The organism is Ensifer sp. Root423 (genome assembly GCF_001426275.1).
GTDB lineage: Bacteria > Pseudomonadota > Alphaproteobacteria > Rhizobiales > Rhizobiaceae > Ensifer > Ensifer adhaerens.
In genome coordinates, this window is sequence record NZ_LMEG01000002.1 from 298,767 (window position 1) to 313,244 (window position 14,478).

Sequence of the window (14,478 nt, forward strand, 5' to 3'; positions counted from 1 at the left end):
ACGGCCGACGGCCAGTCGGCCGTGGTCAGGCGTCCCCGAGCGCGAGGTCGACCGCAGCAAGCGCGTGGATCTCGGTCGTATCGAACACCGGGACCGGGCTATCAGCCTGTGAAATCAAAAGCATGATCTCGGTGCAGCCCATGATGATCGCTTCCGCGCCCGCATCGACAAGCCGCGCGATGATAGCGCGATAGGCGTCGCGCGAGCTGTCTTTGACGATACCGGCAACGAGTTCGCGGTAGATGATCTCGTGCACCTTCGCCCGGTCTTCCACCTCCGGCACCAGCACATCGAGACCGAATTTTTCCGCCAAGCGACCTTTGTAGAAGTCCTGTTCCATGGTGAAGGCCGTTCCGAGCAGGCCGACTTTGCGAAGGCCCGCCGCCTTGATCTTCTCCGCCGTCGGGTCGGCGATATGCAGCAGCGGAATGGAGACGGCTGCCGAAAGGTCCGCCGCCATCTTGTGCATGGTGTTGGTGCAGATCATCAGGAAATCGGCGCCGCCTGCCTCGAGACGTCGCGCTGCGGCGATCATCTCTCCCGTCAGGGCCGGCCAGTCGCCGTGATGCTGCAGGCGCTCGATCTCGCCGAAGTCCATCGACCACATCAGCGATTTCGCCGAGTGCACGCCGCCCAGGCGCGCGCGAACCGTCTCGTTGATGATGCGGTAATACTCCGCCGAGCTCTCCCAGCTCATGCCGCCGATCAGGCCGATGACCTTCATTCTCTTCTCCCTTTTCAATCCGGACTCCGGGCTAACAAATCCCGCGCCTTCGCGATAGCTCCCGTCCACTTATGCACCCTCCAGGACAAGGGTTCCGGCCCGCCGCTGCCGGCGGTTGTGACACGACGACGACAGCCGGTTGACATTTCCGGCTTTGTGCCTTTTTATATTCCAAAATAAAGAACGACATAGCATAACTATGGAATATGAGGAGGAGCAAATATGAAATCGACTAAACTCGCATTGCTTATTGGAACCGCATTGGTGGCATCGGCAACTCTCGCCTTTGCGCAGGAAAAGGGCGGCGTGATCAACGTCGCGACCGTCGGTGAGCCGCCGACCCTCGACCCGATGGCATCGACGGCCGACCTGGTCGGCATAGTCTCGCAACACATCTTCGAGACGCTCTACACCTTCGACAAGGACTGGAAGCCGACCCCGCTTCTGGCGGCAGCACTTCCGGAGATCAGCGCCGACGGCAAGACCTACACGATCAAGCTGCGCTCGGGCGTCAAGTTCCACGACGGCACCGATCTCGACTCGAAGGACGTCGTCGCCTCGCTCGAGCGCTGGACCAAGGTCGCCTCGCGCGGCAAGCAGACGGCAACGACGACTTCCGGCATCGAAGCGATCGACCCGCTGACGGTGAAGATCTCGCTCACCACCCCTTACGCGCCGCTCGTTTCGCTGCTCGCCTTCAACAACTCCGCGGCGATCGTGCTTCCTTCCGAAAAGCAGGCCGAGCCGATGACTGATTTCGTCGGCACCGGCCCCTACCAGCTGAAGGAACGCAAGGCGGACCAGTACATCCAGCTCACCCGCTACGATGCCTACAAGTCGCCGGAAGGCGAAGCCAACGGCTATGGCGGCGCCCGCCACCAATATGCCGACGAAATCCGCTTCGTGCCGGTTCCGGACCCGAACACCCGCGTCGAAGCGGCCGTTTCCGGCCAGTATGACTATGTCGATTCTCTGCCGGTCGAATCCTTCGAACGCGTCAAGGGTTCGAGCGCTTCCGAACCCGTCATGCTGCAGCCCTTCGGCTGGCCAGTCTTTGTCTTGAACTCCGGCAACGGCATGACCAAGAACCTCGACCTGCGCAAGGCGATCCGCGCTTCGCTCAGCATGGAAGACATGATGGCGGCAGCCTTCGGCACCACAGACTTCTATGCGCTCGACGCCGCTCTCTACCCGTCGCAGTTTACCTGGCGGACCGATGCCGGCACCGAAGGCGCCTACAACATCGCCGATGCGGAAAAGGCTGGCGAACTCCTGAAGGCCGCCGGCTACAAGGGCGAGCCGCTGCGCATCCTGACGAGCCGCCAGTACGAGTTCCACTACAAGATGGCGCAGGTCGCGGCCGAATATCTGAAGCTCGCCGGCTTTACCGTCGATCTGCAGGTGGTCGACTGGGCGACGCTGACCCAGCGCCGCGCCGACCCGACGCTCTGGGACATCTACATCACCCACAGCCCCTTCCTGCCGGAACCGGCCCTCATCGGCATGATGTCGACCAAGGCGCCCGGCAACTGGGATACGCCTGCGCGCGCCAAGGCGGTCGATGCCTTCAACGCCGAATCCGACCCGGCCAAGCGCGTGGCGCTGTGGGCAGACGTGCAGAAGGTGATCTTCGAGGAAGTGCCGTTCATCAAGATCGGCGACTTCAACGCGCTTTCGGCGAAGTCGAAGTCGCTCGACGGCGTCTCGCCGGCCCCGTGGCCGTACTTCTGGAACGCTTCGATCAAGAAGTAAGCTCCCCCTCCCAAGGGACTTCGGCGGGCAGCCGGGCCATGCGCCTGGCGCCCGCTCGAAGGGGCGCGTCACTCCACCCTTGCGGCGGAGCGCACAGGAAAGGTTCGAGGCCACCATGTTACGCTACATCTTCCAACGGCTGATGGGCATGATCGTCGTCATGGCGATTGTCGTCACGATCGTCTTCGTCATCGTCCGCGTGACGCCCGGCGATCCCGCCGCCGTCATGCTCGGTCCGGAAGCAACCCAGGAAGACATTACGGCGCTGCGCAGCCGGCTTGGCCTCGACCAGTCGCTCGGCCTGCAATATGTTTACTATATCGGACAACTGCTGCAGGGCGATCTCGGTCAGTCGATCTTCCTCAACCAGCCGGTCACGTCAGCACTGGCGGAGCGTGCCGAGCCGACCTTCTTCCTGACCCTGTTTTCCATCGTGATTGCCTGCGCCATCGCGCTGCCGATCGGCATCTATGCCGCCTACAGGCGCGGCTCCTTCGTCGACCAGGCGGCAACAACGCTTGCCATGCTCGCCGCCAGCATACCGAGTTTCTGGCTTGGCCTGATCCTGATCCAGGTCTTTGCCGTGCGTTTCGGCTGGTTCCCGGTCTCCGGCTATGGCGGCCCCGGATCCTCCTTCACCGAGCGCATGTATCACCTGACCTTGCCGGCGATCGCGCTCGGCGTCGTCTCCTCGGCGCTGATCCTGCGCTTTACCCGTGCATCGATGCTCGACGTGCTCGGCGACGATTTCATCCGCACCGCCCGCGCCAAAGGCCTCGGCGAACGCAAGGTGGTGATGAAGCACGCACTGAAAAACGCGCTGATCCCGATCCTGACGATCATTGGCCTCACCGCCGCCGTGCTGATCTCGGGTGCGGTTGTCACGGAAACCGTCTTTGGCCTGCCCGGCGTCGGCAATCTCGTCGTCTCCGCCGTGCTTCGCCGCGACTATCCCGTCATCCAGGGCGCGCTGCTCGTCATTGCCGCGCTCTACGTGCTGATCAATTTCGTGATCGACATGCTCTATCTCCTCGTTGATCCAAGGGTGCGCTACTGATGTCTATCACCGTATCTGCCCCCACCGAGAGCGAAGGCCGCAAGTTCGTCCGCCGGCTGTTGAAGCGCAAAACCGTTGCCTTCGGCCTGATCGTGCTCACCGTCTTCGTGCTGCTTGCCGTCTTCGCGCCGCTGATCGCACCCTATGCGCCCGGCAAGCTGTCGATCGTCAACCGGCTGCAGCCGCCGAGCCTGCAATGGTTCTTCGGCACCGACGAGTTCGGCCGCGATGTCTTCTCCCGCACCATCTATGCCGGCCGATTGTCGCTGCTTGTCGGTGCGGCGGTCGTCACGCTTGCAACCGTGATCGGCGTCGTGCTCGGTCTGCTCGCCGGCTTCTTTCCGAAGCTCGACACGCCGATCGCCCGCGTCATCGACGCGATGATGGCCTTCCCGGACATCCTGCTTGCGATCGCGCTGGTCGCGGCCTTGGGCCCCTCGCTGACGACCGTCATCATCGCGCTCAGCATCGTCTATGCGCCGCGGCTCGCCCGCGTGGTGCGCGCCTCGACACTGGTCATCCGCGAGCTTCCTTATGTCGAGGCGGCCCGCGCGCTCGGGATCTCGACGCCACACATCATGACGCGTCACGTGCTGCGCAATCTGCTTTCGCCCGTCCTCGTGCAGGGCACCTTCCTCTTCGCCCATGCGATGCTTGCCGAAGCCGGGCTTTCCTTCCTCGGCGTCGGCGTCAGCCCGGAAATCCCGACCTGGGGCACGATGATCGCCTCCGGGCGTCAATATATCGGCCAGGCCGACTGGGTAACGCTCTTCCCCGGCATCGCCATCGTGCTTTCGGTCTTGTCGCTGCAGATGGTCGGTGACGGCCTGCGCGATATGCTCGATCCCCGCCTCAGAAAGGACCTGTAAGTCATGACGAACGCAACATCGAACGCCGGTCCGGTGCTGATCCGGCAGGTGAAGCCCGTCGCCTTCGGCATGGCCGCACCGGCTGAAACCACCGACATCCTGGTCGACGGCGAAGGCCGCATCGCAGCCCTCGGCCCGAACCTGGAGGCATCAGGCGACGTGCGTCGCATAGAGGGCAAGGGCGCCTGGATCTCGCCCGGCTGGATCGACCTGCACGCCCACGTCTGGCACGGCGGCACCGACATTTCTGTGCGCCCGCAGCTTTGCGGCATGGAGCGCGGCGTCACCACTATCGTCGACGCGGGTTCGGCCGGTGAAGCCAATTTCCACGGCTTTCGCGAATACATCATCGAGCCGTCGCGCGAGCGCATCAAGGCGTTCCTCAATCTCGGCTCGATCGGGCTTGTCGCCTGCAACCGCGTCAGCGAACTCTCCGACATCCGCTCGATCGACATCGACCGTATCATCGCCTGCTACCAGGAAAACCGCGAGCACATCGTCGGCCTGAAGGTGCGCGCCAGCCACGTCATCACCGGTTCCTGGGGCGTGACGCCGGTGAAGCTCGGCAAGAAGATCGCCAAAATCCTGAAGATCCCTGTCATGGTGCATGTCGGCGAGCCGCCGGCGCTCTATGACGAGGTTCTGGAAATCCTCGGGCCCGGCGACATCGTCACCCATTGCTTCAACGGCAAGGCCGGTTCCAGCATCATCGAGGACGAGGACCTGTTTGAGCTTGCCGAACGCTGCGCCGGCGAAGGCATCCGCCTCGACATCGGCCACGGCGGCGCCTCGTTCTCCTTCCGCGTGGCGGAAGTGGCGATCGCCCGCGGTCTGCTCCCCTTCTCGATCTCCACCGACGTGCACCTGCGCAGCATGAACCAGTCCGTCTGGGACCTGGGCACCACCATGTCGAAGCTCTTGAGCGTCGGCATGCCTTTCGAAAAGGTGGTCGAGGCCGTGACTCAAGCGCCCGCCTCGGTCATCCGCCTGCCGATGGACAATCTGCTTACCGTCGGCGCCCGCGCCGAATTCACCCTCTTCGACCTCGTCGATAGCGAGCTTCGGGTCTTCGATTCACTCGGCGCCGAAGCGCACCTCAACCGCCTCTTCGAGCCGCGCTACGCGGTCATGGGCACCCACGTGGTTGCCGCCAATCGTTACCAGCCGCAGCATATCGAGTGCCCGGACCACAGCCACGGCTTCAGCTACCGCTAAGCCAGGGCGACAGAATACAGAAATGACAGGACAACGCGTGAACAGTATGGACCCGAAAAACGACAGCCCCGTCGCTGTCTCACCTTACGAACGCCTTCAGGCCCTCGGCATCAACCTGCCGCCGGCGCCACCGCCGATCGCCAATTTCGTGACGCATGTGCGCGAAGGCAACATCCTGTATCTCTCCGGCCAGGGCCCACGCGAGCCCGACGGTCATCTCTACGCCGGCAAGGTCGGCGGCGATGTCGACATCGACAGCGCCTATGACCACGCACGGTTAACCGGCATCAACCTGCTTGCGGTCATGCATGATGCGCTCGGAGACCTCGGAAAGGTCAAGCGCATCGTCAAGATCCTGGGCATGGTCAATGCCGTTCCGGATTTTGCCGAACATCCGCGCGTCATCAACGGCTGCTCGGACCTGATGATGGACGTTTTTGGAGCGGCCGGCAGCCATGCGCGCTCGGCGGTGGGTTTCGGGTCGTTGCCCGGCAACATCACCGTCGAGATCGAGGCGATCGTCGCTCTGCACGAGTGACGACGGGAGGTCGGATCAGTGGCTGCGCCAGCCCATCATTTTCTCGATCCGCTCGGCGGAAACCCTGACGTGATCGGCGTAGAACGCCCGATCGTCGAGGATTTTCTGCTCGGGCAGAACGATCGAGATCGTGGCGGCGCAATTGCCCTTGTCGTCGAGGATCGGGGCTGCGACGCAGGCGACGGCATAGTCGGATTCGCCCGCCTGGATCGACAGCCTTGCGGAAAGCGCGCTTTCGGCCTGGGCGGAGAGCGCGGCCGGATCGATATCGGCGCGGCCGGTCGGCGAGGTTCGTGCACAGCGGCGGAACAGCTCCAGCCGTTCGTCGGCGGGCAGATGCCCCACCAGCAGACGGCCCGAAGCCGTCCAGTTGAGCGGCACGCGGGTACCAACGCGCGAGGTCACCTGGAAATGGCCGGGACCATCGGCCATGGCGAGCACCTGCATGTAGTCGCCGTCGCGGCCGCAAAGCTGGATCGTCTCGGCGACTTCACGGCCGAGGTCGTGCATCTCGCGGGTGGCGACGCCGAGGAAATCGAGCGAGCGGGCATAGGCAAGGCCATAGTGATAGAGCCGGTCGCCGAGCCAGACGAGCCCATCGGCATCGCGGCTAAGCAGGTTCTTTTCGACCATGTCGTCGACGATGACATAAGCGGTCGACAGCGGCGCGCCGACAGCCTTGGCAATCGCGTAGACGCCACTCGGGGAACCCGTCTCATAAAGGAAATCGAGCACCTGCAAGGCGCGATCCATGCCGCTCACGCGCGAGCGGCGCGGCTTGCCGGTCGTTTCCATATCGTCGGTCGGCTCGACGCCGGTCATCGTCTTGTCCACTGCTTCACTCCTGCACCGCTCGAAGGGCGTGCTGCCGGTAAAATCTCGGCTTCCGCTGCCGCCGCGCCGCCGATGGCGGCCGCGTCAGATAGCGCAAAGCCTCACTCATACTTCATTACTATGGTAGATATTCCGCGAAGACGGAATAGTCTATCCGCTTCGACCGCCAGAAAATCATATGGAGACCACTATGCCTGACCGTGACATTCGCGAAGCTCTCGGACTTCGTCCCGTTATCAACGTCTCCGGCACGATGACCAGCCTCGGCGCATCGATCGTGGTCCCGGAAGCGATCGCGGCCATGACAGGCATACTGCCGCAGTTCGTCGAGATCAACGACCTGCAGCGCAAGGTGAGCCCGGTGATTGCTCGGCTGACGGGTGCCGAGGCCGGCTTCATCACGGCGTCCTGCTCCGCCGGCATCAGCCTCGCCATTGCCGGCACCATGACCGGAAGCGACCTTGCCGCCATCGAGCGCCTGCCGGATACGACCGGCCTCAAGAATGAAGTCATTCTGCAGATGGGCCATGTGGTCAGCTACGGCGCGCCCGTCGACCAGGCGATCCGGCTTGCCGGCGCCAAGCCGGTGATCGTCGGCCAGGCGACGTCGGCCTATCGCTACCACATCGAGGGCGCGATCAACGAGCGCACCGCTTGCGCCGTCTACGTCGTCTCGCATCACGTGGTGCAATACGGTCTCGTCGGCCTCAGGGAATTTGCCGAGGTCTGCCATTCGAAGGGTGTGCCGGTCATCGTCGACGCCGCTTCCGAATACGACCTGCGCATCTTCCTCGATGAGGGCGCCGACATCGTGCTCTATTCCGGCCACAAGTTCCTGGGCGGCCCGACCTCCGGCATCGTCGCCGGCAAAAAGGAAATGGTGCGCAACACCTTCCTGCAGAACCTCGGCATCGGCCGCGGCATGAAGGTGGGCAAGGAAAGCATGCTCGGCGTGATGGCGGCACTTCAAGCCTGGGAAACCCGCGACCATGCCGGCATCCGCGAGCGCGAAACCGGTTACCTGAACCTCTGGTGCGAGACGCTCGACGGCCGTCCCGGCATCAAGCCGGTGATCGAGGCCGACCCGACCAACAACCCGCTCGACCGGCTGCGCGTCAACATCGACCCGCAGGAAGCCCATATCACCGCCTGGGATCTCGCCGATGCGCTGGCCCGCGGCGCGCCGCCGATCATCGTGCGAGACCACGAGGCCGAGCACAATTACTTCTACCTCGACCCCTGCAACCTGCATCCGGGCCAGGAGAAGATCGTCGCCAGCCGCCTCGCCGAGGAGCTCGACAAGGCGAGAGCCTCGAACGAGATCATCGCCACGTCGCTCGCCGAACGCAACGCACGCCGCTTCGCCGGCCTGCTGCGCTGGCCCGACTGACCCGACGACCAACTACGATACGCGCAGCATCTGACGGAGGAAACGAGATGACCGAGACCAAAGCCCAGCCGGACCGTTCGACGGCGCCCGTTCTCTCCGTCGAGAACCTGACGACCTCTTTCCTGGTCGACGGCGCCTGGAAGCCTGTCGTTCGGGACATCTCGTTTACCGTCGCGCCCGGCGAAACCGTGGCGATCGTCGGCGAATCCGGCTCGGGCAAGAGCGTCACTTCGCTGTCGATCATGCGGCTCCTGCAGAAGGAGACGAGCCGCGTCGAAGGGCGGGTGATGATGGGCGGGCGCAACATTCTCGACTTGCCGGAATCTGAGATGCGCCGCGTGCGCGGCAACGATGTCGCGATGATCTTCCAGGAGCCGATGACCAGCCTCAATCCGCTGTTCACCATCGGTGACCAGATCTCCGAGGCCCTTCTCTGCCACAGGCCAATGTCGAAGGCCGACGCCCGGGCGGAAACCATCCGATTGCTCGAAAAGGTCCGCATTCCCTCCGCCGCCTCGCGCTTCGACGAATACCCGCACCGCTTCTCCGGCGGCATGCGCCAGCGCGTGATGATCGCCATGGCGCTCGCGAGCCGGCCGAAGCTCCTGATCGCCGACGAGCCGACGACGGCGCTCGACGTCACCATCCAGGGCCAGATCCTCGACCTGATCAAGGTGTTGCAGGAGGAGGAAGGCACCTCGGTGCTCTTCATTACCCACGACATGGGCGTGGTCGCCGAAATCGCCGACCGCACGGTGGTGATGTTCCGCGGTGACGCGGTCGAGACCGGCAACACCGAGGACATCTTCCTTCGGGCGAAACACCCCTATACCCGCGCACTGCTCTCGGCCGTGCCGATGCTCGGCTCGATGAAGGGCGAAAGCCAGCCGATGCGTTTTCCCGTGATCGACGCCGCGACCGGGCTGCCTTCGGCGACGGCGGAAGCCACCGATACGGTCCAGGCCGGCCGCAAGCCGATCCTCGAGGTCAAGAACCTCGTCAAGCGCTTCGACATCCACGCCGGCTTGCTCGGCAAGCTCAAAGGCCGCGTCCACGCCATCGAGAACGTCTCCTTCAGTCTGCAGCCGGGCGAGACGCTGTCGCTCGTCGGCGAATCCGGCTGCGGCAAGTCGACGACCGGCCGGGCCATCATGCGGCTGATCGAGCCGGAAAGCGGCTCCGTGGCGCTCGACGGCCAGGACGTCCTCAAAATGGATCGCAGGCAGCTGCGCGAAATGCGCCGCACCATGCAGATGATCTTTCAGGATCCTTTCGCGAGCCTCAATCCGCGCATGACGGTGGGCGCCGCGATCGCCGAACCCTATCTCGAACACAAGCTCGGCACGGCACGGCAGGCGCGTGAGAAGGTCGCCGACCTGCTCGAACGCGTCGGACTGCAGGCCGACATGGCCGCCCGCTACCCGCACGAGTTCTCCGGCGGCCAGCGCCAGCGCGTCTGCATCGCACGCGCCTTGGCGCTCGACCCGAAGCTGATCGTCGCCGACGAGTCTGTTTCGGCACTCGACGTCTCGATCAAGGCACAGGTCATCAACCTCTTGCTCGACCTGCAGGCGAGCCTCGGCCTTGCCTATCTTTTCATCTCGCACGACATGGCCGTCGTCGAGCGCGTCAGCCACCGGGTCGCCGTGATGCATCTCGGCGAGATCGTCGAAATCGGCTCGCGTGCGCAGGTTTTCGAGAATCCGCAGCATCCCTATACGAAGAAGCTGATGGCCGCCGTCCCAATCGCCGATCCGACCCGTCGCCATGCGCGCCGCAATGTCGCGAGCGACGAGCTGAAGAGCCCCTTGCGCGCGCCCAACTACGTTCCGGAAACGCGGCGCTATCAGCAGGTCGCAGACGATCACTTCGTCCAGGTCTGACCGGGTTGCACCTATCGGGCCGCATCCGGCACGCTGAAGACGTACCGGGTCTCGCGTGCCCTTCGATGCGAAAGGCCAATCGTTCGACGACCGTCAGAACGGCAGCCGGGCGTTCTCCTTGACTTCCTTCATCACAAAGAAGGTGCGCGTCTGGCGTACCCCCGGTAGCGCAATCAGCTTCTGACCGTGCAGTTTGTTGAAGTCCGCCATGTCTCGGACCCGGATTTTCAAAAGATAGTCGAAGTCGCCAGCAACGAGATTGCAGTCGAGCACTTCCTTCATCTCCAGCACCGCGCCCTCGAAGGCCGCAAAGCTCTCGGGCGTCGAACGATCGAGCACAACGCCGACCATCACCAACGCTCCGAGACCGACCGCTGCCGGCGCGACCTCCGCCCTCACACCGGTGATATGACCCTCTTCGAACAACCTCTGTGTTCGCCGATGACAGGTCGCCGGACTGACGTTTACCCGCTCGGCAAGGTCGGCGTTGGTCAGCCGTCCTTCGGATTGCAGGGCACGCAGGATCTTGAGATCGATCCGGTCAAAATCATCATCGGAAGAATCTTTCATTATGCATCCCGTTTATTGAAGAAAATCAAAACTTGATCGGAACTCTATTCTATCCAGCGAAATTTGAACAGCAATTTAGAGAGCACCTTTCACGAGACTTCGCCTATCCTTTTCCTACAATTTTCACACGGAGGCCTGGATCATGTCACTGCTTGAGAAGTTCGAACGCTACCCCCTCACCTTCGGCCCGACGCCGATCGAGCATCTGCCGCGACTGACGGCGGCGCTCGGCGGAAAGGTCGCGATTTACGCCAAACGCGACGACTGCAATTCCGGCCTCGCCATGGGCGGCAACAAGCTCCGGAAGCTTGAGTATATCGTGCCCGACGCAATCGCTTCGGGCGCCGATACGCTGGTCTCGATCGGCGGCGTGCAGTCGAACCACACCCGCATGGTCGCCGCCACTGCTGCCAAGATCGGCATGAAATGCGTCGTCATCCAGGAAAAATGGGTGCCGCACTATGATGCGGTCTATGACCGCGTCGGCAACATCCTGATGACACGGCTGATGGGGGCGGACAGTCGACTCGTCGACGACGGTTTCGACATCGGTATTCGGAAGAGCTGGGAAGATGCGATCCAGTCGGTTAAGGATGCCGGCGGCAAGCCCTACCCGATCCCGGCCGGCGCCTCGGTGCACAAGTATGGCGCACTCGGCTACGTCGGCTTTGCCGAAGAGGTGGCGGCACAGGAAAAGGAGCTCGGCTTCACCTTCGACTACATCGTCGTCTGCGTCGTCACCGGCTCCACCCAGGGCGGCATGATCGTCGGCTTTGCCGCACAGGACCGCGCCGATCGGGTGATCGGCATCGATGCATCGGGCACGCTCGAGCAGACCCGCTCCCAGGTTCGAAGGATCGTCGACTCGACGGCCGAACTGGTTCGCCTCGGCAGGGCGATCCGCGAAGACGAGATCGTGATCAATCCCGATTACGCCTATCCCGCCTATGGCGTACCATCCGAGGAAACCAACGAGGCGATCCGGCTCGCGGCTCGCACCGAAGCGATGATTACCGACCCTGTCTATGAGGGCAAATCCATGCAGGGGATGATCGACCTTACCCGCAAGGGATTCTTCCCGGAGGGGTCTCGCGTTCTCTACGCCCACCTCGGCGGCGCACCGGCGCTCAACGGCTACAGCTACTACTACAAGGACGGCTGAGTCCTTGGCCTAGACTGTCACCTTACGTCCTTCTCCATCGGAACCTGGCGATGACCGACACGACCCATCTGAAGACCATTGAAAAGCGCCTGCTCTGGCTCTCCCACTGGATGATCCATCACGCCAACCACATCCGGCCGAAGGTCGACGGCATCAAGACTGGGGGGCATCAGGCCAGCTGCGCCTCGGTCGTCTCGATCATGACCGCGCTCTATTTCTCGGCGCTCAGGCCGGAGGATCGTGTTGCCGTCAAGCCGCATGCGGCGCCGGTCTTCCATGCGATGCACTATCTGATGGGCCGACAGACGCGCGAGAAACTTGAGAACTTCCGCGGCTTTGGCGGGGCGCAGAGCTATCCGAGCCGGACCAAGGATGTCGACGATGTCGATTTTTCGACCGGCTCGGTCGGACTCGGCGTCGGCATCACCGCGCTCGCCTCGATCGTCCAGGATTTCGTCCGTGCCAAACAATGGGGCGAGGGCAAGATCGGCCGCATGGTCGCGCTCGTCGGCGATGCCGAGCTTGACGAAGGCAACGTCTACGAGACGCTGCAGGAGGGCTGGAAGAACGACCTCAGGAACTGCTGGTGGATCATCGACTATAACAGGCAGTCGCTCGACGGGATCGTGCGCGAGGGCCTGTTCGAGCGCGTCGAGAAAATCTTCGACGCCTTCGGCTGGGACGTGGTGCGGGTGAAATATGGCGTGCTACAGCGCGCGGCCTTTGCCGAACCGGGCGGCCAGAAGCTGCGCGACTGGATCGACGGTTGCTCCAATCAGGACTATGCGGCGCTGACTTTCATGGGCGGTGCCGTCTGGCGCAAGCGGCTTGCCGACGATCTTGGCGACCAGGGTGACGTCTCGGCGCTCATCGAGCGGCGCAGCGATGCCGAGCTTTCAGCGCTGATGGAGAACCTCGGTGGCAACTGCGTCGAGACGATGGCCGAAACCTTCGCAGCGATCGACCATGATCGGCCGACCTGCTTCCTTGCCTATACCATCAAGGGCTGGAGCACGCCGATTGCCGGCCACAAGGACAATCACGGTGGCCTGATGACGACGACCCAGTTCGCCGAATGGCAGGCGCATATGGGTGTCGGGCGCGGCGAGGAATGGGAGCCTTTCGCCGGAGTGGCGGATCGTCAAGCGCTCCAGGCGTTCCTCGCCGCGGTCCCTTTCTTTGCCGAAGGCATACGCCGCCACGCCGAGCACCGGCTCGAGGTGCCGCCGATCGCGTTTGAGACCCAGCGCGAGGTGTCGACGCAGATGGCCTTCGGCAAGATCCTCGACGATCTCGCCAAGGGCAAGTCGGACCTGGCCGAACGCATCCTCACGACGTCGCCCGATGTCACCGGCACCACCAGTCTTGGCGCCTGGGTCAACCGGCGCAAGCTCTTTGCCCGCCAGCCGCTCGCCGACGCCTTCATCGAGCACCGCATTCCATCGACGGCAAAGTGGGAGTTCACTCCGGAGGGCCAGCATGTGGAACTCGGCATCGCCGAGATGAATCTGTTCCTATTGCTCGGCGCCGCCGGCCTCAGCCATTCGCTCTTCGGGAAAAGGCTGATCCCGATCGGCACTGTCTATGACCCCTTCGTCTGCCGCGGCCTCGATGCGCTCAACTATGCCTGCTACCAGGACGCCCGCTTCATGATCGTCGGCACGCCCTCGGGCGTGACGCTGGCGCCCGAAGGGGGCGCGCACCAGTCGATCGGCACGCCGCTGATTGGGATCAGCCAGGACGGACTGGCAGCGTTCGAACCAGCCTTTGCAGACGAACTCGCCGTCATCATGGAATGGGCCTTCGACTACATGCAGCGCGATGGCGACAACGATCCGGACGAGCGCACCTGGCTGCGCGACGAGACCGGCGGCTCCGTCTATCTGAGGCTCACCACCAAGCCGCTCGAACAGCCGCTGAAGCGCGTCGACGATGATTTTGGCCAGGGTGCAATCGACGGCGCCTATTGGCTGCGCAAGCCAGGGCCAAACTGCGATGTCGTCATTGCCTACCAGGGTGCGGTGGCCGACGAGGCGATTGCCGCTGCCGGACTTATAGGCGAGGTCCGCCGCGACATTGGCGTGCTCGCCGTCACCTCGGCTGACCGTCTCAATGCCGGTTGGACGGCCGCCCAGCGCGAACGGGCCCGTGGCAACCCCCGTGCGAAAAGCCATATCGAGCGGCTGCTCGATCCGCTGCCCGGCCACTGCGCGATCGTCACCGTGCTCGATGGCCATCCGGCAGCGCTCTCGTGGCTCGGTGCCGTCGCCGGCCACCGCACCATCGCGCACGGCGTGGAACATTTCGGCCAGACCGGCACGATCGGCGATCTCTACCGCCACTTCCGGCTCGACCGCAACGCGCTCGCGGCATCCGCAATGGCGCTGACGGCAGGCCGGCGAACCGCTGCCGGACAAGCGGCTCTCCTCTTCCCATAGTTCAGCAATCGCCGTCCGAACTATCGAAGACGCACCATCATGCGCC

At 63.5% G+C, this 14,478-nt stretch carries 12 protein-coding genes; 9 read left to right on the forward strand and 3 right to left on the reverse strand.

Annotation, left to right across the window (positions count from 1 at the left end; translation table 11 throughout):
* Positions 1–25 precede the first annotated feature (25 nt).
* Positions 26–724, reverse strand: coding sequence for an aspartate/glutamate racemase family protein (locus ASD01_RS05260; RefSeq protein WP_060529005.1), 699 nt, complete (start codon positions 722–724; stop codon positions 26–28).
* A gap of 222 nt (positions 725–946) precedes the next feature.
* Here ASD01_RS05260 and ASD01_RS05265 point away from each other — a divergent pair, with 222 nt between their 5' ends.
* From ASD01_RS05265 to ASD01_RS05285, 5 genes are all read left to right on the forward strand, one after another.
* A complete protein-coding gene (locus ASD01_RS05265; RefSeq protein WP_060643611.1) occupies positions 947–2,476 on the forward strand; it encodes an ABC transporter substrate-binding protein in 1,530 nt (509 codons plus the stop codon).
* Positions 2,477–2,591: 115 nt separating this feature from the next.
* The gene (locus ASD01_RS05270; protein ID WP_034787569.1) at positions 2,592–3,533 is read left to right on the forward strand and encodes an ABC transporter permease; all 942 of its coding nucleotides are present in this window, start codon (positions 2,592–2,594) and stop codon (positions 3,531–3,533) included.
* A complete protein-coding gene (locus tag ASD01_RS05275) occupies positions 3,533–4,402 on the forward strand; it encodes an ABC transporter permease (RefSeq protein ID WP_034787571.1) in 870 nt (289 codons plus the stop codon). The genes ASD01_RS05270 and ASD01_RS05275 overlap by 1 nt, the downstream gene beginning before the upstream one ends.
* A gap of 3 nt (positions 4,403–4,405) precedes the next feature.
* The gene (locus ASD01_RS05280) at positions 4,406–5,617 is read left to right on the forward strand and encodes an amidohydrolase/deacetylase family metallohydrolase (protein ID WP_060529006.1); all 1,212 of its coding nucleotides are present in this window, start codon (positions 4,406–4,408) and stop codon (positions 5,615–5,617) included.
* Positions 5,618–5,639: 22 nt separating this feature from the next.
* The gene (locus ASD01_RS05285; protein WP_051659103.1) at positions 5,640–6,155 is read left to right on the forward strand and encodes a RidA family protein; all 516 of its coding nucleotides are present in this window, start codon (positions 5,640–5,642) and stop codon (positions 6,153–6,155) included.
* A gap of 15 nt (positions 6,156–6,170) precedes the next feature.
* Here ASD01_RS05285 and ASD01_RS05290 read toward each other — a convergent pair whose 3' ends face one another.
* Complete coding sequence (locus tag ASD01_RS05290) at positions 6,171–6,977, reverse strand: IclR family transcriptional regulator (RefSeq protein ID WP_034787939.1); 807 nt, start codon at positions 6,975–6,977, stop codon at positions 6,171–6,173.
* 202 nt (positions 6,978–7,179) lie between these two features.
* Here ASD01_RS05290 and ASD01_RS05295 point away from each other — a divergent pair, with 202 nt between their 5' ends.
* Both ASD01_RS05295 and ASD01_RS05300 read left to right on the forward strand, forming a co-directional pair.
* The gene (locus ASD01_RS05295) at positions 7,180–8,379 is read left to right on the forward strand and encodes an aminotransferase class V-fold PLP-dependent enzyme (RefSeq protein WP_060529007.1); all 1,200 of its coding nucleotides are present in this window, start codon (positions 7,180–7,182) and stop codon (positions 8,377–8,379) included.
* Positions 8,380–8,426: 47 nt separating this feature from the next.
* Positions 8,427–10,262: an ABC transporter ATP-binding protein gene (locus ASD01_RS05300; protein ID WP_060529008.1), complete on the forward strand. Its 1,836-nt coding sequence runs from the start codon at positions 8,427–8,429 to the stop codon at positions 10,260–10,262.
* Between the two features lie 93 nt (positions 10,263–10,355).
* On the opposite strand, the gene ASD01_RS05305 is transcribed toward ASD01_RS05300, so the two are convergent.
* Positions 10,356–10,832 carry an Lrp/AsnC family transcriptional regulator gene (locus tag ASD01_RS05305; RefSeq protein ID WP_034787587.1) on the reverse strand — a complete coding sequence of 159 codons (477 nt, stop codon included), beginning with the start codon at positions 10,830–10,832 and terminating at the stop codon, positions 10,356–10,358.
* Between the two features lie 142 nt (positions 10,833–10,974).
* On the opposite strand from ASD01_RS05305, the gene ASD01_RS05310 reads away from it, so the two are divergent.
* Entirely contained in the window at positions 10,975–11,994 is a 1,020-nt protein-coding gene (locus tag ASD01_RS05310) for a 1-aminocyclopropane-1-carboxylate deaminase (protein ID WP_060529009.1), read from the forward strand.
* 50 nt (positions 11,995–12,044) lie between these two features.
* Positions 12,045–14,432, forward strand: coding sequence for a 1-deoxy-D-xylulose-5-phosphate synthase N-terminal domain-containing protein (locus ASD01_RS05315; protein WP_060529010.1), 2,388 nt, complete (start codon positions 12,045–12,047; stop codon positions 14,430–14,432).
* Positions 14,433–14,478: the final 46 nt, after the last annotated feature.